General features: G+C 49.0%; 16 protein-coding genes. 13 read left to right on the forward strand and 3 right to left on the reverse strand.

The window, feature by feature from the left end; all coding sequences use genetic code 11:
• Positions 1–254: 254 nt before the first annotated feature.
• From HMPREF3027_RS06340 to HMPREF3027_RS06355, 4 genes are read left to right on the forward strand one after another with little or no spacing between them, the layout of a single operon-like run.
• Positions 255–806, forward strand: a complete 552-nt coding sequence (locus tag HMPREF3027_RS06340) for an FKBP-type peptidyl-prolyl cis-trans isomerase (RefSeq protein ID WP_018029150.1) — start codon at positions 255–257, stop codon at positions 804–806.
• A gap of 41 nt (positions 807–847) precedes the next feature.
• Positions 848–2,896, forward strand: coding sequence for a DNA primase (gene dnaG / locus HMPREF3027_RS06345; RefSeq protein ID WP_246830553.1), 2,049 nt, complete (start codon positions 848–850; stop codon positions 2,894–2,896).
• Positions 2,897–2,931: 35 nt separating this feature from the next.
• Entirely contained in the window at positions 2,932–3,918 is a 987-nt protein-coding gene (locus HMPREF3027_RS06350; protein WP_021903478.1) for an ABC transporter ATP-binding protein, read from the forward strand.
• Positions 3,915–5,228 (forward strand): ABC transporter permease, encoded by a 1,314-nt coding sequence (locus HMPREF3027_RS06355; RefSeq protein WP_070707692.1) that lies wholly within the window; start codon positions 3,915–3,917, stop codon positions 5,226–5,228. Before HMPREF3027_RS06350 ends, HMPREF3027_RS06355 begins: the two co-directional genes overlap by 4 nt.
• A gap of 87 nt (positions 5,229–5,315) precedes the next feature.
• Here HMPREF3027_RS06355 and HMPREF3027_RS06360 read toward each other — a convergent pair whose 3' ends face one another.
• The 3 genes from HMPREF3027_RS06360 to prfB all read right to left on the reverse strand — a co-directional run bounded on the left by HMPREF3027_RS06360 (position 5,316) and on the right by prfB (position 8,059).
• Positions 5,316–6,182, reverse strand: a complete 867-nt coding sequence (locus HMPREF3027_RS06360) for a WG repeat-containing protein (RefSeq protein ID WP_083317537.1) — start codon at positions 6,180–6,182, stop codon at positions 5,316–5,318.
• Between the two features lie 153 nt (positions 6,183–6,335).
• Complete coding sequence (gene efp, locus HMPREF3027_RS06365) at positions 6,336–6,902, reverse strand: elongation factor P (RefSeq protein ID WP_070707694.1); 567 nt, start codon at positions 6,900–6,902, stop codon at positions 6,336–6,338.
• A 46-nt stretch (positions 6,903–6,948) separates the two neighbouring features.
• Positions 6,949–8,059 (reverse strand): peptide chain release factor 2 gene (prfB, locus tag HMPREF3027_RS06370; RefSeq protein WP_141756239.1). Its coding sequence is split into 2 segments (ribosomal slippage): positions 6,949–7,995 and positions 7,997–8,059, totalling 1,110 coding nucleotides; the frame shifts between segments, so codons are not numbered across the junction.
• 220 nt (positions 8,060–8,279) lie between these two features.
• On the opposite strand from prfB, the gene HMPREF3027_RS06375 reads away from it, so the two are divergent.
• The 9 genes from HMPREF3027_RS06375 (at position 8,280) to HMPREF3027_RS06415 (ending at position 19,890) form a co-directional block, all read left to right on the forward strand.
• Positions 8,280–10,313: a transketolase family protein gene (locus HMPREF3027_RS06375; protein ID WP_070707696.1), complete on the forward strand. Its 2,034-nt coding sequence runs from the start codon at positions 8,280–8,282 to the stop codon at positions 10,311–10,313.
• A gap of 9 nt (positions 10,314–10,322) precedes the next feature.
• Positions 10,323–10,772 (forward strand): ribose 5-phosphate isomerase B, encoded by a 450-nt coding sequence (gene rpiB, locus HMPREF3027_RS06380; RefSeq protein ID WP_070707697.1) that lies wholly within the window; start codon positions 10,323–10,325, stop codon positions 10,770–10,772.
• Between the two features lie 69 nt (positions 10,773–10,841).
• Positions 10,842–12,830, forward strand: coding sequence for a M3 family metallopeptidase (locus tag HMPREF3027_RS06385; RefSeq protein WP_070707698.1), 1,989 nt, complete (start codon positions 10,842–10,844; stop codon positions 12,828–12,830).
• 14 nt (positions 12,831–12,844) lie between these two features.
• On the forward strand, positions 12,845–13,798 hold the full coding sequence (locus HMPREF3027_RS06390; protein WP_070707699.1) for an NAD(P)H-dependent flavin oxidoreductase: 954 nt from the start codon (positions 12,845–12,847) through the stop codon (positions 13,796–13,798).
• Positions 13,799–14,006: 208 nt separating this feature from the next.
• Positions 14,007–14,588, forward strand: coding sequence for a hypothetical protein (locus HMPREF3027_RS06395; protein ID WP_070707700.1), 582 nt, complete (start codon positions 14,007–14,009; stop codon positions 14,586–14,588).
• A gap of 4 nt (positions 14,589–14,592) precedes the next feature.
• A complete protein-coding gene (locus tag HMPREF3027_RS06400; protein ID WP_040576013.1) occupies positions 14,593–15,180 on the forward strand; it encodes a PepSY-associated TM helix domain-containing protein in 588 nt (195 codons plus the stop codon).
• The gene (locus HMPREF3027_RS06405; protein ID WP_018028532.1) at positions 15,177–17,975 is read left to right on the forward strand and encodes a TonB-dependent receptor; all 2,799 of its coding nucleotides are present in this window, start codon (positions 15,177–15,179) and stop codon (positions 17,973–17,975) included. Before HMPREF3027_RS06400 ends, HMPREF3027_RS06405 begins: the two co-directional genes overlap by 4 nt.
• A complete protein-coding gene (locus HMPREF3027_RS06410; RefSeq protein ID WP_018028533.1) occupies positions 17,972–18,343 on the forward strand; it encodes a hypothetical protein in 372 nt (123 codons plus the stop codon). The genes HMPREF3027_RS06405 and HMPREF3027_RS06410 overlap by 4 nt, the downstream gene beginning before the upstream one ends.
• Positions 18,340–19,890 (forward strand): DUF6850 family outer membrane beta-barrel protein, encoded by a 1,551-nt coding sequence (locus HMPREF3027_RS06415; protein ID WP_018028534.1) that lies wholly within the window; start codon positions 18,340–18,342, stop codon positions 19,888–19,890. The genes HMPREF3027_RS06410 and HMPREF3027_RS06415 overlap by 4 nt, the downstream gene beginning before the upstream one ends.
• The last annotated feature ends 3 nt before the right edge of the window (positions 19,891–19,893 follow it).

Genomic DNA, 19,893 nt, shown 5'->3' on the forward strand with positions numbered 1-19,893 from the left:
TGCGTTCAATCACCTTTTCATAGGTCTTGGTGCCACCTTTTCGTGAGAGACTTTGCTTAGCTTTCGTTAGCTCCAGTTCAAATCTCTCCTTTTCTCTTTACTTCGTCCAAACTTGGGATAGGGTCCTTAACTTAAGCAAAGACTCCTGATGCGTAACCCTGTTATGATTTGGTAACGGTGCTTGAGATTGGGTATAATTTGGTAGTTTTGTATCAGTTTAATTATTTAATAGATGACTATATTTATATTGAGTTATGAGAATTAATAAAGGTGCGTTTGTGCAGGTGCAGTATCGCTTGCTAGATAGGGAGGGTTCATTGATTGAGGAGACGACTAAGGAGCAGCCTATGGAGTTTATCTATGGTATGGGGCTTTTGCTTCCTGCTTTTGAGGCAGAACTCTCTGGCATGGAGCCAGGTGACCAATTTGACTTCCACCTATCCCCCGAGAATGCTTATGGTGAGGTGCGGGACGATTTGTTGCTGGAGCTAGATAAGGCAGTCTTCCACATTGATGGTAAGTTTGATGAGGATATGGTGTACGAGGGGGCTCGTGTGCCTATGAATACTGCCGATGGTCAAGTGGTTCACGGATTAGTGACCCATGTGGGTGAGGATAAGGTGCAGATGGACTTTAATCACGACTTGGCTGGTGAGGAGCTCCACTTCATCGGTGAGGTGACCGATGTACATGAGCCAACACAGGAGGAGTATGATCGCTTCTTTGGGCATCAAGGGTGCTCTGGTTGCTCGGGCTGTGGTGAGCACCATCATGAGCATGGAGAGGGTGGTTGTTGCCATCATTAAGATCCAATGGTAGGGGAGGGCTTGAGTAGAGGGCTGTAGCTATGAGCATGATTGATAATCGGGTGGTGCAACGCATCATAGAGCGTGCCGATATTGTGGATGTGGTGGGGGATTACCTTACACTACACCGCAAGGGCAAAGACTATGTGGCACTCTGCCCCTTCCATGATGATAGCAGTCCTTCGCTTCAGATCTCTTCCTCTAAGAATATCTGTAAGTGCTTTGCCTGTGGGGAGGGGGGGACTCCGGTCTCCTTCATCATGAAGTATGAGCATCTGACCTTTCCCGAGGCCATTAAGTTCTTAGGCCGAAAGTATGGCATTGAGGTGGTGGAACGGGAGCTGACTCCCGAGCAGATGGCTCGTAAGACGGAGCGTGAAAAGCTACTCAATGCCAATGCTTTTGCCCGGGATGAATTTGTGAATGCAATGCTCCAAGGGGCGGAGGGACGCCGGATTGGGCTCAGCTACTTCAGGGAGCGTGGGCTGACGGACGAGACGATCAAAGAGTTTCAGCTCGGCTACTCGCCTAGCGAATGGACCTATCTGGTGGATAGAGCCAAGGAGAGTGGGGTGGAGCTGGAGGTGCTGGAGTCGCTTGGGCTGGTGATGAAGACTAAAAAGGGGGATTACATTGACCGCTATCGGGAGCGGGTGATCTTCCCTATTCACAGCACCAGTGGCAATGTGGTGGGCTTTGGTGGGCGTATCTTGAAGAAGGTAGAGAATGTAGGAAAATACATTAATAGCCCCGCCTCGGAACTTTATGATAAGAGTAATGAGCTCTATGGTCTCTACTTTGCCAAAAAGTATATCTCTAGCAGTGATAAGTGTATTGTACTGGAGGGCTATATGGATGTGCTCTCTATGTACCAAAGGGGGGTGCGTAATGTGGTGGCAAGCTCGGGCACGGCACTGACGCACGCTCAGGTGGCACATATCAAGCGTTTGACTTCCAATGTGACACTCCTTTTTGATGCCGATGGTGCAGGAATCAAGGCGGCTCTCCGTGGGCTAGATATCTGCCTAGAGGCTGGACTGGGTGTGAAGGTGCTTCTTCTACCCGATGGAGAGGACCCCGACTCTTTTTCCCAAAGCCATACCTTGGAGGATATTGAGGCCTACTTTCAGGAGCATGAGGAGGATGGGATCGCCTTTAAGGGGGAGCGACTAGCGGCGGAATATGGTACCGACCCACAGGGAAAGGTGGCGATCATTGAGGAGCTAGCACAGACGATTGCTTATATCGAGGCACGTATTACGCGTGAGCTCTATATAGGGGTGGTAGCGGAAAAGTGGGAGGTGACCAGTGAGGCACTAGCGGAGCGGGTGAAGAAGATCCGTGATGAGCGAATCTTTAACCGTACTCGGCAGGAGCGAAGTAGCTATCAGATGCCTCAGGAGGGGCCTACATCAGGTTTTACTAACCTCTCTACCAAGGCTATTTCTGGGCAGGTCAACCCAAAGGTGGCATCGGCTAGGGTAAAGGATCCCTTGCCTCCATACGAGCTCACCCTTTTGCAGGATATTATTGATTATGGTATGGTGTCTATCCCTGGCTTTGCGAATAATGAGGAGGGAGAAGGGCAGGAGATAACAGGTCTGCAATTAATTCATAATGCCACGCTCGACCTTAGGGAGTGGGATGGTGTGTGCGATCTGAGCGACCACTTTGTGCAGATATTGGATGGGCTGTTGGATGCAGTGTCTCAGGCTGAGGCGGATGGTAGTGAGGCGGATCTTACTAGATTGTTGCTGGGCTCGGAGGATGATACCATCAGGGAGCATGCCGATAGGTATCTTCTGGATAAGTACACGCTCAGCCCTCGCAATGATAAATTTGTGAAGGAGATGGAGGAGCCTGAGGAGCTAGGAAAGCTGCTGATGCGGGATGTGCTTTCGCTGAAGCTACACAAGATAGAGGAGCAGGTGCAAGGGGTGCTTAAGAAAATAAAGGAGTTGGACTCTAAGAATGTAGAGGATTATAAAAAGCTATACCAAGAATTGGCACAGCTGACGGAGTACAAGAGTAATGCTAGTCAATTGCTAGGGGATCGGGTGATTACCCCATCGCTCTTGCTGAAGAAGTAGATAGAAGAAACAAGTGTATTGCAAGTATATTGGGTATGTGTAAAAACGTAGTAGAAGTAAAGGATGTAGTCAAGGACTACGACAAACACCGTGCACTCGACCACGTAAGTATGTCGGTGCCAGAGGGCAAGGTGTATGGTCTGCTGGGCCCTAATGGGGCAGGAAAGACCACCTTGATTCGTATCCTCAATAGGATTACCGCCCCAGATAGTGGGGAGGTGCTCTTTGATGGGCATCCGTTTGTGGAGAAGGACTTGGAGCGGATTGGCTATCTCCCTGAGGAGCGTGGCCTGTACCGTAAGATGAAGGTGGGGGAGCAGGCGATCTATTTGGCTCAGTTGAAGGGATTGAAGCGGGCTGAGGCGAAGCGAATTCTGGAGGAGTGGTTTGAGCGCTTTGATATCCTCCCTTGGTGGGGTAAAAAGGTGGAGGAGCTCTCTAAGGGAATGGCACAGAAGGTGCAGTTTATCTGCACGGTGATGCACGAGCCTCGTCTACTGATTTTTGATGAGCCTTTTAGTGGTTTTGACCCGATCAATGCGGAGATCCTGAAGAATGAGATGCTACGGCTGAAGCGGATGGGGCATACTATTATCTTCTCTACTCACAATATGCAGAGTGTGGAGGAACTGTGCGATAATATCTCTCTGATTAATCGTAGCCATGTGGTACTAGAGGGGGATGTGCAGGAGATTAAGCAGCAGTACAAGGGCAATGCTTATCGCTTCCTTTTCCAAGATGGCGTGGAGATGCCGGAGAATGTAGCGGAGCGGTATGTGGTGGTATCAAAGGAGACGGACCAGTATGGCCGTACTGAGTTGATTCTTGAGAATAGCCACAAGCTTGCTTCACGTGAGATTATCTCTGAGTGGAATGCTCGGGGTGAGGTGATTAGTTTTGAAGAGATTATCCCCAATATGCATGAGATATTCCTTGATGTGGTGGGGAAGACGGGTCAGGTGAATGGCTATGAAGAGAGTCAAGCGGAGCGTAATCTAACTAAGGAAGGAGGTGCAGAATGAATAAGTTTTGGATTGTCTTGCAGCGGGAGTATAATGTGAAGGTGAGGAAGAAGTCTTTTATCTTGCTCACAATCTTTACGCCGTTTATCTTTTTGCTGCTGATCTTTATCCCGATGTATCTCGGTATGAATGCCAAGGACACTTCGGAGAAGGAAGTGATGGTGATTGACCACACTGGTAAGTATCTGGAGTATCTACAAAAGGGTGAGAGTAGGGATGGCTTTAAGTTTGTCGCTAGTGATACCGATATTGCTGAGGCACGGAAGAAGAGTGAGGAGAGTGCTTATGCTTACCTTTTGATTACTGAGGATCTGCTGAAGAATCCAAAGGGGGTGACGATCTTTAGCCACTCGTCAATACCTCCAACGCTACAGGAGTACATCTCGGATCAGCTACAGCCTGCTCTGAGGAAGGAGAAGATAGCTAGCTATAATATCCCTGACCTAGAGAAGATCATTGATGATACGAAGGTATCGCTCTCTATCTCGGAGATACAGTGGAGTAAGGAGGGTGATGAAAAGGCGAGCTCTTCGGACTTTGCGATGGTGGTGGGGCAGATCTTTAATATGCTACTCTTCTTCTTCGTTCTGGCCTATGGGTCTATGGTGATGGCGAGTGTGCAGGAGGAGAAGAAGAATAGGATTGTGGAGATTATTGCCTCTTCTGTGAAACCAACGGTACTATTATTTGCTAAGATAGTGGCAGTGGCACTTGTGGGACTGACGCAGTTGGGGATTTGGGCACTGATCTTTATCCTAGGCTTTGTGGTGCTACAGGCGGTCTTCCTCAGTAATGTGACCCTGGATATGAGTCAGCTAACCGATAATGCATTATCTGCTGGTGCCGATCCTGAGATGATTCAGGATATCATGGCACCATTGGCCAACTTTAATTTCACTGGGATGATCCTGGCCTTTTTCTTCTTCTTTATCTGTGCTTACTTCTCCTTTGCAGCAATCTATGCGGCGATGGGAGCTGCCTTTGATAGCGATGAGGATATCAGTCAGATGAGTTTGCCGATTACGCTGCTCTTTATGTTTGCCTTTTATGCGGCCTTCTATTCGGCTGAGAATCCTAATGGACCACTAGCGGTGTGGTGCTCTTTTATCCCGTTTGTGGCACCGAATGTGATGATGGTGCGGCTACCGTTTGACCCGCCTACGTGGCAAATCGTCCTCTCAATGGTGATGATGGTGCCCACGACGGTCTTCTTTGTGTGGGCTGCGGCGAAGGTCTTCAGAGTAGGACTGCTGATGTATGGCAAGAAGCCAAAGCTGAAGGAGCTGATTAAGTGGATTAGCTACAAGTAAGCTTGGAGCTAACTTATCAGAATAAGTGCCAGCTTCCTAAGGGGAGCTGGCACTTATTCTATTCATATCTTGAAATTCTCTGTATCTTTAATTAGAAGCAGGGAGGCGGATAGCTATCCTATCCTCCTTGATAAAGCATAACTGCCTCTGAATATCCTCTTCACTCCAGTGGTTCCAATTATCGCCATCCACCTCTGTGAAAGTATTGAAGTGGCTATTTTCGTCATTGTAGAATGCTCCATCATACTCACAAGGTATAAGCTCCTTGCCTCTATAGTCTATAGCACCCCATTTCCCTTCGTGCCTTACGATAAATCCGCTTAGTGAGCTATGGGTTATAAGAAATTCATAGATGCAGGGGATGATCTCCTTTCCTCTGCTATCTATAGCTCCCCAATAACCATCAGTAGAGTAATCTTGATATCCCTTTGTACTATGGAAGCAGGTACCGCTATTGACGATAGTTACACAACGTACTCTAGGGGTGTTGTTAAGGAGCATACAACCATAGATTTTGGAGACTTGTTGTCCTTTTGTATCAATAATCATTGCAGGCCCAAATGCTACACTTGGTTGGCGTAAACGATTGGCTTCATTGAGGTTAAACTTGACACAAGCCAAATCATCATCAAAGCCAAAGTCACCAAAGTCACTAGCAAAATCATACTGGTAAGGGATGACAAGGTCAATGGTCGTATTAACATAACCCCACTTGCCACCAAGTCCTGACTCGCAGACTGCTGCCAAGCCATTGGGGGCAAACTGCCTTGCTACTGAAAAACGTTTCGGGGATACTTTGTGTCCGAAGCGGTCAGTGTAGTAGTAGGCATCATTATGTTTATTGTGCATGTCCCTCCAAGCATACAGGTAGTTTCTATCCCTTTTAGACTGAGTGGCACAAGAGGTAAGTAATACGGCCACTATGGTTATAATGGTCAATAACAATTTCTTCATAGCCTTAGTGTGAGCTGGTTAATTTCGAAAATTCGCTCAAAATTTCGAATGCTATTACCTTCTATTACTACCCAACAAGTTCTGAGTGAAGTGTCAAATAAGGGCTAGGTCTTTGCAACCTAGCCCTTACTTTAGTTGTTGATGTGCGATGGATTACTCCTTGGCACGGCTTACGTAGGAGCCTTCGCGAGTGTCTACGATGATCTTCTCGCCATTATCGATGAAGAGAGGTACGCGGATCTCAGCACCTGTCTCGAGAGTGGCGGGCTTAAGTGCGTTGGTAGCGGTGTCGCCCTTGATACCAGGCTCGGTGTAGGTAACTTCAAGAGTAACGTGGCTAGGTAGCTCGCAAGTGAGTACCTCCTCCTTATCGGCATGCACCATCGCCTCTACCATATCACCCTCTTTGAGGAATTGCACACCCTCGATGCGCTCCTCGGGGATATGGATCTGGTCGAAGGTCTCTGGGTGCATAAAGATAAGACCCATGTCATCTTTGTATAGGTATTGGTAGGGACGTCTCTCAATCCTAATCTCATCTACCTTCACACCTGAGCTCCAAGTCTTGTCGAGCACTCTTCCGGTGGCGATATTGCGAAGCTTTGTTCTTACGAATGCAGGTCCTTTGCCTGGCTTTACGTGTAGAAACTCTACGATTACGAATGGGGTGCCATCGATATCTAGGCACATTCCATTTCTAAAGTCTGCTGTACTTGCCATTACTTTTCTTCTTTATTCTTATCAGTTATTTGCTTATTACTCTCTATTATTCCCCTCCAAACTCCATTAGGTAGGCTTTGATGAAAGGAGAGATTTTACCGTCCATTACCCCATCCACGTCGGAGGTCTGGTAGTTGGTGCGGTGGTCTTTGACACGGCGGTCATCAAATACGTAGCTACGAATTTGCGAGCCCCACTCAATCTTTTTCTTGCTTCCTTCGATCGCCTCTTTTGCTTTATTGCGTCGCTGTAGCTCCTTATCGTAGAGCTGGCTTCTGAGGAGTCGCTTAGCATTCTCTCTATTATCGAGCTGGCTTCGGGTCTCGGTATTCTCAATCAGAATCTCCTCGGTCACTCCCGTATCGGGGTCGGTGTACATATAGCGAAGTCGCACACCGGTCTCTACCTTATTGACGTTTTGACCTCCGGCTCCACCAGAACGGAAGGTCTCCCAGGTTACAAGTGCGGGATTAATCTCCACCTCAATAGAATCATCTACTAGGGGTACTACAAAGACGGAGGCAAAGGAGGTCATTCGCTTTCCCTGAGCATTGTATGGCGATACGCGCACAAGGCGATGCACACCATTTTCGCTCTTCAGAAAACCGTAGGCGAGGTCACCCTCTACCTGTAGCGTCGCGGTCTTGATGCCTGCATCATCGCCATCTTGCCAGTTGGTTATGGTCACCTTGTAGCCTTGGTCCTCGCACCAACGCATATACATACGTGCCAGCATCGATGCCCAGTCTTGGCTCTCAGTACCACCGGCTCCCGAATTGATCTTAAGGACAGCTCCCATGCGGTCCTCCTCGTTGCGGAGCATATTGCGTAGCTCCACATCCTCCAGCTTTTCTATTGCTTTGGTATAAAGCTGATCAATCTCTTCCTCGGAGACCAGATCTTCCTTGATGTATTCAAATGCTAATGCTAGTTCGGTAGCTAGGTTATCTACCTCATTGTAGTCTTTGATCCAGTGCTTCAGCCCCTGCACCACCTTCATCTGTGCTTGTGCTTTATCAGGGTCATCCCAAAAGTGTGGATCCTGGGTGCGGAGCTCCTCCTCCTTTAGTTGGGTCTCTTTCGCATCAATGTCAAAGATACCCCCTCAGCGCATCTCGGCGCTCCAATACACTCTGTAATTGGTCTGCTGTGATCATTAAGTTTACTCTTAATAATTATAGTGAAACATATCTGAAGGCAACATTACCTTAGAATTAACATCGCAAAATTACCAATTTTATCGCTAAATCAGTGACCCTTCCCCTATTGCTACAAAATATACGTATCCATTGGTCGGCAAAGTCAATATAAATGGGTAATTTTGTAGAGTGTGGAAGGGGGATACAGCAGAGATATCATTTTTAATTAATAAATACTATGGCTACTAAAAACGTATTGAGTCACAAGGCAGCTGATAACCTAAGAGTTTTGGCACTGTCTATGGTCGAAAAAGCAAAGTCGGGACACCCAGGTGGGGCACTCGGTGGGGCGGATTTTACACAAATACTCTTCTCGGAGTATATGGAGTATGACCCCGACTGTCCTGAATGGATTGCTCGCGACCGCTTCTTTTTGGATCCTGGACACATGAGTCCGATGCTCTACGGGGTACTAGCGATGACTGGTCGATATACCATGGAGGAGCTACAGGGCTTCCGTCAGTGGGGCAGTCCTACTCCTGGTCACCCAGAGCTTGATGTGACTCGTGGCGTGGAGAATACCTCAGGTCCTCTTGGACTAGGGCATACCATGGCAGTCGGTGCCGCCATTGCCGCTAAAAAGATGGCTGCTCGCTTTGGTGAGGATTTGATGCGTCAGCGGATCTTTGCCTTTATCTCCGATGGTGGAATCCAAGAGGAGGTATCACAAGGAGCAGGTAGAATTGCAGGACACCTTGGGCTTGATAATCTAGTGATGTTTTACGATGCCAATGATGTGCAGCTCTCTACCAAAGTTTCCGAGGTGATGAGTGAGGACGTAGGTATGAAGTACCGTGCTTGGGGCTGGGAAGTGCTGGAGATTGATGGCAACGATCACGACCAGATTCGCCAGGCTCTTGATAAGGCAATTGCTGTGAAAGGCAAGCCAACCCTAATCATCGGGCATACGGTGATGGGCAAGGGCATGCTTTCGCCAGAAGGGGAGTGTTTTGAGGGCTTAGTTAAAACGCACGGACAACCTCTTTCTGCAGCTGGTGGTGGTGTAGCCGAGACTATAAAGAACCTTGGAGGCAATCCAGAGCATCCATTCGTGATATTTGATGAGGTACAGAAGCTTTATGATGAGCGAAAGGAGACGCTTAGAGCTCACACTCAGAAGTGGCATAAGCAGTATGATGAGTGGGCTAAAGCTCATCATGAAGATGCAAAGGAGCTACAGCGTTGGCTCGATCTTGATACCAGTCATCTTGATTGGAAGAGCATTGAGCAGAAGCCAAATGGCCCCACCCGAAATGCCTCTGCTACTATGTTGGGCTTCCTAGCTAAGAACCTCCCCAATATGATTGTTTCAAGTGCCGATCTTTCTAATTCCGATAAGACCGATGGCTTCCTCAAGGAGACCAAGGCACTCACTCGGGACGACTTCTCGGGAAGCTTCCTTCAGCCAGGTGTTTCGGAGCTGACAATGGCAACTATCTGTATAGGGATTGCCCTACATGGTGGCTTCCATGCCGCTTGCGGTACTTTCTTTGTCTTCTCCGATTATATGAAGCCTGCCGTACGTATCGCAGCACTTATGGAGGTGCCAGTTCGCTTTGTTTGGACGCACGATGCCTTTCGAGTAGGTGAGGATGGACCTACCCACGAGCCGGTAGAGCAAGAGGCTCAGATCCGACTGATGGAGAAGCTCCACAATCATAGCGGTAAGCCCTCTACGATGGTGCTTCGTCCCGCCGATGTCTACGAGACGACCGTAAGCTGGCAGATGGCGATGGAAAATAAGGCAACGCCTACTGCACTGATCCTCTCTAGACAAAATGTAGATGACCTGCCAGGTAATAATTATCAGAACAGTCAGAGAGTATTGAAGGGCGGTTACCTCGTTTCGGAGCAACCTAATGCCGAGGTGGTGCTGGTAGCTACTGGTTCTGAGGTTTCGACCCTTGTGGCAGGTGCTAAACTACTAGCCGAGGAGGGTATCCACTGCAATATCGCCTCCATCACAAGTGAAGCAATCTTCCGTCAGCAGCCCAAGGAGTATCAGACGAGCGTGCTACCCGAGGGACTTCCTCGCTTCGGTCTCACTGCCGGTTTGCCTGTCAATCTTGAGGGGCTGATACCACACGGCACTGGAGCTATTTGGGGATTGGAGAGCTTTGGTTTCTCTGCTCCTTACAAGGTGCTCGACGAAAAGCTAGGCTTCACCGCCGAGAATGTACGTACACAAGTAAAGCAACTTTTAGGTAAATAAATATCAACAATGACTATTAATAAAGTAGGACTAGCTAGCGACCACGCTGGCTTTGAGATCAAAGAGGTAGTTAAGAATTTCCTCGATGAGTGGCTTGGAGAGTCCGAGATCTATGACTTCGGCACCTATAGTGAAGAGCGTGTTGACTATCCCGACTTCGCACATAAGCTGGGTAATGCTATTGATAGCGGCGAAGTGGAGTGGGGTGTGATTGTCTGTGGCTCCGGCAATGGAATTGCCATGGCGGCCAATAAGCACCCTCACGTGCGGGCTGGACTGGCGTGGAATACGGAGCAAGCCAAGCTAATTCGCCAGCACAATAATGCCAATGTGCTGAGCATCCCAGGGCGATTCGTGACGCCCGATGAGGCGAGAGCCATCACCCGAACCTTCTTTGAAACTGAGTTTGAAGGTGGGCGGCATACGGCACGAGTGGCGAAGATACCGCTCCAAGATTAACTTTTAACATCATAAGTAAAGCCATGTAATTCATTGATTATATGGCTTTGCTTTTCTATCCAAATAGTTATGCAAAGAAAGATTATATTCCCAGATTTCACCCACCGCGATCCCGACCATCTTGCAGAGCAGATTCGCAAGGAGGCAGAAGTGTTTAGGTCGGAGATTAGCGATATCAAGGCGTGTAAGGAGGAGCCAACCTTTGAGAATACCATTCTCGCTCTTGAGCAGTCGGGAGAGGACTTTAGCAAGGCTACTTCTCTCTTTTTTAATCTCCTCAGTTGCGATGCCGATGATCGTATGATGGAGCTTTCTCAGGAGCTGATGCCCCTACTCACCGAAGTGAGCAACGAGGTAGGTATGGACCAAGTATTGGCCGAGCGGGTCAAGGTGGTTCACGACCAGCAGCTGCCTCAGCTCCAAGAGATTGATCAGCGACTTGCCCAGCGCAACTACGAAGGGTACGAGCGTAGCGGTGCCTACCTCCCAGAAGCAACCAGAGAGCAGCTCAAGGAGCTTCGGAAGGAGCTGAGTATGGCCACCCTTACCTTTGGGCAAAACCTACTCAAGGAACAAAATGCCTTTACCCTTCACGTTACTGATAATGAGTCGATAAAGCGACTCCCCACCTCCGCTTTGGAAGCAGCTAAAAAGCTAGCCGCTGAGCAAGGGCAGGAAGGGTGGCTATTCGACCTTAGTATGCCCTCCTATAGTGCTGTACTAAAGTACTGCGACGACCGCACTATCCGTGAGCAGATGTATCGAGGTCGTGCCACACTTTGTATGGATACTAGTAAGCCCACATGTAATAAGCAGCAGGTTTACAAGATCGCCACACTTCGTTATCAGATAGCCCAGCTACTCGGCTACAAGAGCTTTGCCGACTACCGATTGAGTTCCAAGATGGCTAAAACGCCCGAGAAGGTCTATGCGATGCTGGACGAATTAAGAGAGGCCTACGCACCTTTAGCCCAAAAGGAATTGAAAGAGGTGACCAAAGGTCATTCGGACTGCCAGCCATGGGATTGGGCCTACCTGGCAGAGAAGTATCGGCAAAAGGAGCTGCACTATGATGAGGAGGAGACCCGCCCCTACTTTGAGCTCAATAGCGTGGTAAGGGCCATGTTTGACCTTGCCTCCGAGCTCTATGAGCTCACGATTGAGGAAGCGACCGATGATACCCAGTTCCCTCCTTATCGCCCAGAAGTAAAGGTTTATAAAGTTTCCTCTCACGGCAATTTCGTTGGAATGCTCCTCTGCGACTTCTTCCCACGCAAGGGGAAACGCTCGGGAGCTTGGATGACCAATTATATTGAGGCCTATCAATGGGTACGCCCTGTGGTGAGCCTAGTGATGAACTTCACCCCCGCCACAGAGAGCCAGCCTTCACTCCTAACGCACGATGAAGTGACTACCCTTTTCCACGAGTTTGGACACGGTCTGCATGGACTACTCACGCAAGTGCCTTATGCCTCTCTTAGCGGAACCAATGTGGTGCACGACTTTGTGGAGCTCCCCTCGCACTTCAATGAGAATTGGGCACGCCAGCCCGACTTCCTCCGCTCTTTTGCTAAGCATTACCTCACAGGCGAACCGATTACCGAGGAGTTGATAGAGGCGATCCATCGCAATACCCTTTTCTTAGAGGGCTACGCTTGTATCCGTCAGCTTGGTTTCGGTTACCTCGATATGCTATGGCACGCCCACAACCCTGCCTCTCTTCCACAAGATCTTGAGGAGCTTGAGCAAGAGGCGTACAAAGAGGTGACCCTACTGCCCCATATCTCAGGTACCAGTGTCAGTACCGCGTTCTCCCACATCTTTGATGGCGGCTACGCTGCCGGCTACTACGGGTATAAGTGGGCGGAGATACTAGAGGCCGATGCCTTTGAGGAGTTCCTAAAGAATGGGCTCAAAGACCATACCACCTCTATGCGATTTAAGCGTGAGATCTTAGAGCGAGGTGATGCCGAAGAGCCAGAGGTGCTTTTCCAAAACTTCAAAGGTCGTCAGCCCTCTATTGAGGCACTGAAGAGAAGATCAGGATTAATTAAATAGTAAGAGTTACCGCAATGAGAAATCAAAATAGAGTGACCCAATTATTGGGCATTGAGTACCCTATTATTCAGGGTGGAATGGCGTGGACCAGTGGGTACAAGTTGGCAGCAGCAGTAAGCCAAGAGGGTGGACTGGGAGTGCTGGCTGGTGGTACCTTTTACCCCGAAGAGCTACGCGAAGAGATCCGCCATACCCGTAAGCTTACCGACAAGCCCTTTGCCGTCAATATTCCCCTTGTGATGAAAACGGTAGAGGAGACCATGCAAGTGATTATTGAGGAGCGAGTGCCCATTGTGATTACCTCCGCTGGCAATCCTGCTACCTGGACCGCTCGCCTCAAGGAGGAGGGAATCACCGTGCTACACGTGGTGAGCAGTAGCAAGTTCGCACAAAAAGCAGAGGCAGCTGGGGTCGATTCTGTCATTGCCGAGGGGTTCGAAGCTGGTGGGCACAACGGTCGTGAAGAGACCACTACCCTTTGTCTTATTCCTGCCGTTCGCGAAGTGATCCAAGTGCCACTCATTGCTGCCGGAGGAATCGCCTCGGGAGCAGCCATAGTCGCTTGTATGGCTCTCGGAGCCGAGGGCGTGCAGATCGGTACCGCCTTTGCTCTTACCGAGGAGAGTGCCTGCCACCAAGCCTTCAAGGAGCATTGTTTTGCCCTAGGCGAAGGGGATACCAAGTTGATGCTGAAGAAGCTGGTGCCTACCCGTTTGGCTAAAGGCGGATTTATGGATCAAGTGGCTGAAGCTGAGGCAAAAGGTGCTACCAAAGAGGAGCTAGCCACTCTGCTAGGCAAAGGAAGAGCCAAGATAGGTATGTCCGGGGGCGATCTCCAAGAGGGCGAACTAGAAATTGGGCAAATTGCCTCCACCATCAATGCTATACGGCCAGTCCGTGAGGTGATGAATCAACTCCTACACGATGCCAAAGCGATTCTCCGTGACCTCTCCAAAATCACCCTGTAATCACACCTAATATTCATTCAAAAGCGCCCCTTTAGGTTTTGCCTATAGGGGTGTTTTCTGTTTTCACAACCCCTTACCCCTAGGGGTTATATCTATAAATACCTATATATGAGTAGGTCGCGACTAGCAATTTACCCAAAAATAGGGAGAGCCTTTCTGCCCAAATATAGCCAACTTTGCGGAAGTATTCATATAAAAGTATTATTCAATGAACATTTTACAGAGAACAGCCCTATTCCTTTTCCTTTCCACACTATTATTAGTGGGTTGCAGCAAGGGAGAGAATAATAAGCAGGAAGAGAATGAGGTAACCACTAGCACTTTGGACGTGGATTCACTTTTGAACAATCCTGATGCTTTCGTGGATCAAGATGTAGTGCTAGAGGGTATCTGCACTCATATATGCAAGCATGGCGGTGGCAAGATATTCTTGATGGGAAGCGACGATACCAATACCATACGAGTGGAGGCTGGTGACGCGATTGGGAGTTTCCCCCAGAAGTGCGTTCACAGCGTTGTAAAGGTAGAGGGCAAACTCGTTGAGGAGCGTATTGATGAAGCTTATCTTGCACAGTGGGAAGCTGAGGTGGCCGAAGCTGCAAAGCAACATAGCGAGGGCTCAAGTGGTTGTGCAGCTGATATGCAGGCCAACGCCGAGCAGGCCACTAATAGCATCGCTGAGCGGATTGCCAACTTTCGCACTCGCATTGCAGAGCGTACCGATCGTGAGGGGAAAGCCTATGTGAGCCTTTATCATATCGTTGCTGATAAGTACGAGATTGTAGAGTAACTAGATGGAGGCGAATAAATACCATCTTTCGTGGAATCAAATCAGAAGGGGGTGTCGATGGTTGCATCGGCACTGCTCCTTCTTATTTGCAGGGGTGGTATTGATTTACGCCCTATCTGGAATATTGATGAATCATCGCGACCAGATCAATCCTAGTTATACCGCTAAGCGAATAATCCTGCAGCAGGCGATAGCAGATACTCCGAGGGCGAAAGGAACGGTGACCCAAGAGGAGCTCACTACCCTCCTTACGAGCATCAACGAGGAAAAGAATTACACCAAGCACTACTACCCCGATGATAAGAGCCTCAAGGTATTTCTCAAAGGTGGCTCCACACTCGAGGTTGACCTAAGTAATGGCACTGCTACGTACGACCGCCTCCGTAAGCGCCCTATCCTGAGCGACTTTGTTAGGCTACACTACAACCCAGGACGTTGGTGGACTTATTTCTCCGATCTATTTGCCGTCGCTTTAATCCTTATTACCCTCTCAGGGCTACTTCTAGTCAAAGGGAAGCGAGGTCTTAAAGGAATAGGTGGAGTAGAATTGATCATTGGGATAGTGATACCACTACTATTCCTCTGGTTATGAAAAAGCTTCTGATACTCCTCTTGTTCCTCTCTATCCCGATAGAGTGGGCGATGGCTCAGACCCCTAGAATGTCTGAGCTCACTATCACGGTGAAAGATAGTGATAGTGGCGAACCACTAATAGGGGCTTTGGTGCGTATGGAGCGGGGTAAGCAACTCTATACTGGTGCCACCGACCCTTACGGTATCATCACTTTCCCAAAGGTGCTACCTGGCAGTTATCAGCTGCAGGTCACCTACATTGGTTATGATAAAAAGGTAGAGCATTTCAAGGTTACTAATTCCAAGCAAAGTATCTCTATTATACTGAAGAATAGTAGTCGCGAGCTACAGGAGGTGGTGGTGACAGCAAAGTCCTCTAAAGGAATGACCAGTTCCTCCCTTATTGGCCAAACCGCCATGGCACATATTCAGCCCTCTAGCATTGCCGATGTGCTGGAGCTACTTCCAGGAGGCTTCTCATCCGACCCCCAACTCACCAGTCCCGATATTATTCGGCTAAGAGAGGCAACGCTTCCTATCGTTGGGCAGCATAATTTACTTCCACGCGTCAATCAATCTAATTACAATACCTCCTCCATGGGCACCACCTTCCTTATTGATGGCGTGCCACTCAAGATGGATGCGGGGTTTAGGGGCATGCAGGGGAATAACTATGAATACCCTATCCGAATACCGATCAATGCCGGAGTGGATATGCGTACTATTGCCACGGACGAGGTGGAGAGTATAGAGGTGGTGCGAGGAATCCCTTCTGTAGAGCACTCTGACCTCACTAGTGGCCTGATCAAGGTAAAACGTAAACAATGGAGCGATGACCTAAACGGGCGCTTCAAGTCCGATATGAGTAGCAAGCTATTTTTCCTCTCCAAAGGGGTGACACTCCGTGAAGAGCATCTCAATCTCATCGCCAGTGTAGGTTACCTCTCCGCCTATTCCGATCCTCGCAGTGTGCGGGATTGCTACGAGCGTATCAATAGCTCTCTACGCCTGTCGGGTAAGTGGCAGTTGGGAGTAGGGGCACTCAGCTCTCACACCAATGTAGATTATACCGGCACGATCGACGACCGCAAGAGGGATCAAGACTTAGATTATAACCCCAAGGATAGTTACAAGGCAAGCTATCATAGCCTTGCTTTTTCGCAAACTTTGTCGCTCTTGCCTAAGGAAAATGGATGGCTCCACGCTCTGGAGATGATTCTCTCCGCTACCCATACATGGGATCGCACGGAGATTACTAAGGATATGCTCCTTAATAGGGATGTCCCTTATCTCACGCAGAAGGAGGAGGGGGAGTTTGAGGGAAAGTACTATCCCCGTAATTATGTGGCGTCGCATCTAGTGGATAGCCGACCCCTCTACCTTTATGCAAAGGTGAAGGGAAGTACGCACATGGAGAGGGATTGGGGTAAGCAGCGGATTAAGTATGGAGCCACTTGGTCGTACAGTAAGAATAGAGGCAAAGGGACGCTTTTTGACTTGGATCGGCCTCTCTTCTGGACCGCTGGCAGTCGCCCACGCCCATTCTGTGATATCCCAGCAAAAAGTGTGCTCTCCTTATTTCTGGAGGATGAGCTCTCCATTCCTATCGGTGCCCATACCTTCACACTCATGGCAGGCATAGTGAGCAATCAACTTCTACATCTCGATAGCTCTTATCAAATGAGTGGCAAGTGGTATACAGACCTTCGCCTCAATGCCCGCCTCAGCTTTGCCCCTATCTCCGTGCGGGAGCAACCACTGCGTCTACAGTTGCTTGGAGGGGTCGGAAGCCTTAGTATGTTCCCCTCTATGGATCAGCTTTACCCCGATACCGTGTACGACGACTTTGTGGAGCTCAATTATTACCATGCCAATCCCAATTATCGCCTCGTCTACCTACGCACCTATATCTACCACCCCAATAATCGGCCACTAAAGCCGGCAAAGAATATCAAGATAGAGGGTCGGCTCGACCTCGATTGGGCTGGATACTCCGCCTCCGTCACCTATTTCTACGAGCGGATGAGTAGCGGGTTTCGTAATGATGCAGAGCTGAAGATTGCCAGTTTTAAGCGCTACAACCCCTCCTCTGTCCCTTATGATGCCCTTACGGCCAAGCCTGCTATTACCGATTTTACCTACCAAGAGTCGAAGCAATTCAGGCTCCTCGGAAAAGTCACCAATGGTAGCGAAACCTCAAAGGTGGGGCTGGAGTGGATGCTGAGCACCCCTCGCTATTCTTTCCTTAATACCCGAGTTACTTTCTCTGGAGCGTGGTTCAGAACTATTTATCGCAATAGTTTGCCTCAATATGAGCGACCAAAAGCGGTACTTGGAGATAGTGAGGTGCCTTATATGGGGATCTATCGGGACAATGAGATATTGGTACGAGAGATGCTGAATAGCGACCTGAGGCTGGACTCTTACCTTCCTAAGATTGGGCTAGGTGTGTCGCTCTCGTTCCAATCCAATTGGTACTCCTCTTCGCAGAAGATGCCCATCTCCAATTACCCTGACCTCTATGTGGATCTGAAGGATGGTAAGGAGCATTCCTTTAGGGAGCAAGATAAGTCGGATACTTACTTGCAGTGGCTCAAGCGGTCGTATAGCGATAGCTCTTTTGAGCGGTATGTGGTACCATTTATGATGATTACCAACCTCAAGGCTACCAAGCGACTATTTGGGGAGCGACTTAATGTGGCTCTCTTTGTGAATAAGATATTCGATTACTCCCCTGATATTCATCAGAAAGGGTATGTAATCCGGCGAAACCAATATCCCTACTTTGGGATGGAATTGATGGTGACCTTATGAAAAAGATAGTTGAACTCTTCTCTTGGCTTTTCATAGCATGCCTACTCTATGACTGCCATGCGGGCGATAGAGCCGATGTGATGACGGAGGTGACGGTGCGGGTGTTTATGGACTCTTTGGTAGCTGTGAAGCAACAAAGCTACCAGATTAAGTTCCATAATCAAAATACTCGTGTGACTACTATCCGTAATTCTATCTCCTCATCTAGCTATAGCGACCAACTGCTGCGTGGGCTCTACGATGTGCAGGTAGAGGGGACGCTCTTATTGGACAATGGGGAGCGAGTATGGGTGCGTGGTTCTGCTACTGAGCAGGAGTTCCTTTCGAGTGAAAGCTCATGTGAAATCCATTTGGTACGTATGCAATGAAAAGGGGGAAGTTGATCTTATTCACGATGTGGCTCTTCATAGCTGCTACGGAGATGGTGGCGCAAGAAAGGGATACCTTGCCCCTGCTTTCTCGCTCCCTCGAGCATGCGGTGGTAGATGCTACGATGCTTAGGTATTATCACGATAATGTGGCATTGCATCATCTCCTTTACCCCTCTTCTCTCTCAACTTTTGGCACAGAGTACCATTGGAGGCACGAGAAAAGAGCTTTTCTGGAACAGATCGGTTCGGGAGAGAGCCTTGCCCATATTTATGCTACTACCTATCTAAAGCCTTCACGGTCACGGCACTTGTGGGGAAGTGCTACCTATTCTACTGGGCTGATCAAGGGGGTTCGCTTCAATAGCACTTCCGACTTTGCTCGCCTCTATCCTTATATAGTGGCAGATGCAGAGGGGGGCAACCTATCTCACGAGCGGTATGCCTTTGGTGGGGGATATAGCGGAGCATGGCACCAATGGAGAGTGGCTGGAGAGGTGCAGTACCTTTCGCAACAGGAGTATCGAAGGGTGGATCCACGTCCGCGCAACATTGTCTCTAACTTAACTATGAATATCGGTGTGGCACATCCACTAGGCAGACATATTGTAGGGCTTTCATTAGGGCATGAGATCTACAAACAGCGGAGTAGCGTTGCCTTTTACTCTCCTTTGGGCACTACCATTCAATGGCTGATGAATGGCTTGGGAGGGAGTTTTGCCCGCTTCAATACCAATACCCCTACGGTCTACTACCGTGGCTATGGCCTCTTTAGCTCGGCACATATCGCTCCACTCTATGGAGATGGCTTCCTCGCCAAGGTGGGCTATCGCTATCATCGGCTTGAGGAGATACTCACCGATATGAACGAAGTCCCCATTCACCACTACAACGATCATCAATTGGAGGTAGCTATCGGGTACTTATGGCAAGGACCCTGGCAACAAGGGGTCGAACTGAAAGGAGAAATGAAGCTGCGGCAAGGGGTAGAGCATATCGTTGGCGAGTCTAATGCTGGTACCTATCCAGTAATTGGTGAGTTGCCCAACTTCTACTTCCCCCGCTACCAAGGGTCGCTCGCTTGGCACGTTGGTCGGTCGGAAGGTAGAGTGAAGTGGCAGCTCTCCCCCGTACTATCCTATAGGTACCTAGCGATACGGAAGTTAGAGCCTAGCTCCACGCTACAGAACCAACGGTGGCAGTTCGCCCTCAGTGGCTTCGGTTCCTATCAAGTGGATAAAGCTAACTACTTAGCCCTCTCCTGCCACATAGGCTATTCTCCACTTAGTAAGGGCGCGGTCTCCCTCTCACATACTACCTTGAAGGAGGAGCTGAGTAGGCAGGTTGAGCGTAGTTTCTCGGTTATCAATGCATCGCATCTCTCCTTCGAGATAGCTCCTAAGTGGCACTACACTATACAGGGGTGGGGAGCCCTGCCTTGGGGCGTAGAGGTGGGCGGAAAATACCGCTTTGATCGTTACAGCGGTGGAGGAATAGAGACACTTATTGGCCATCGGGTAGAGGGCGTAGTTCAATTGGTCTTTTAAACA

It is taken from the genome of Porphyromonas sp. HMSC077F02 (assembly GCF_001815465.1).
Taxonomy (GTDB): Bacteria; Bacteroidota; Bacteroidia; order Bacteroidales; family Porphyromonadaceae; genus Porphyromonas_A; species Porphyromonas_A somerae.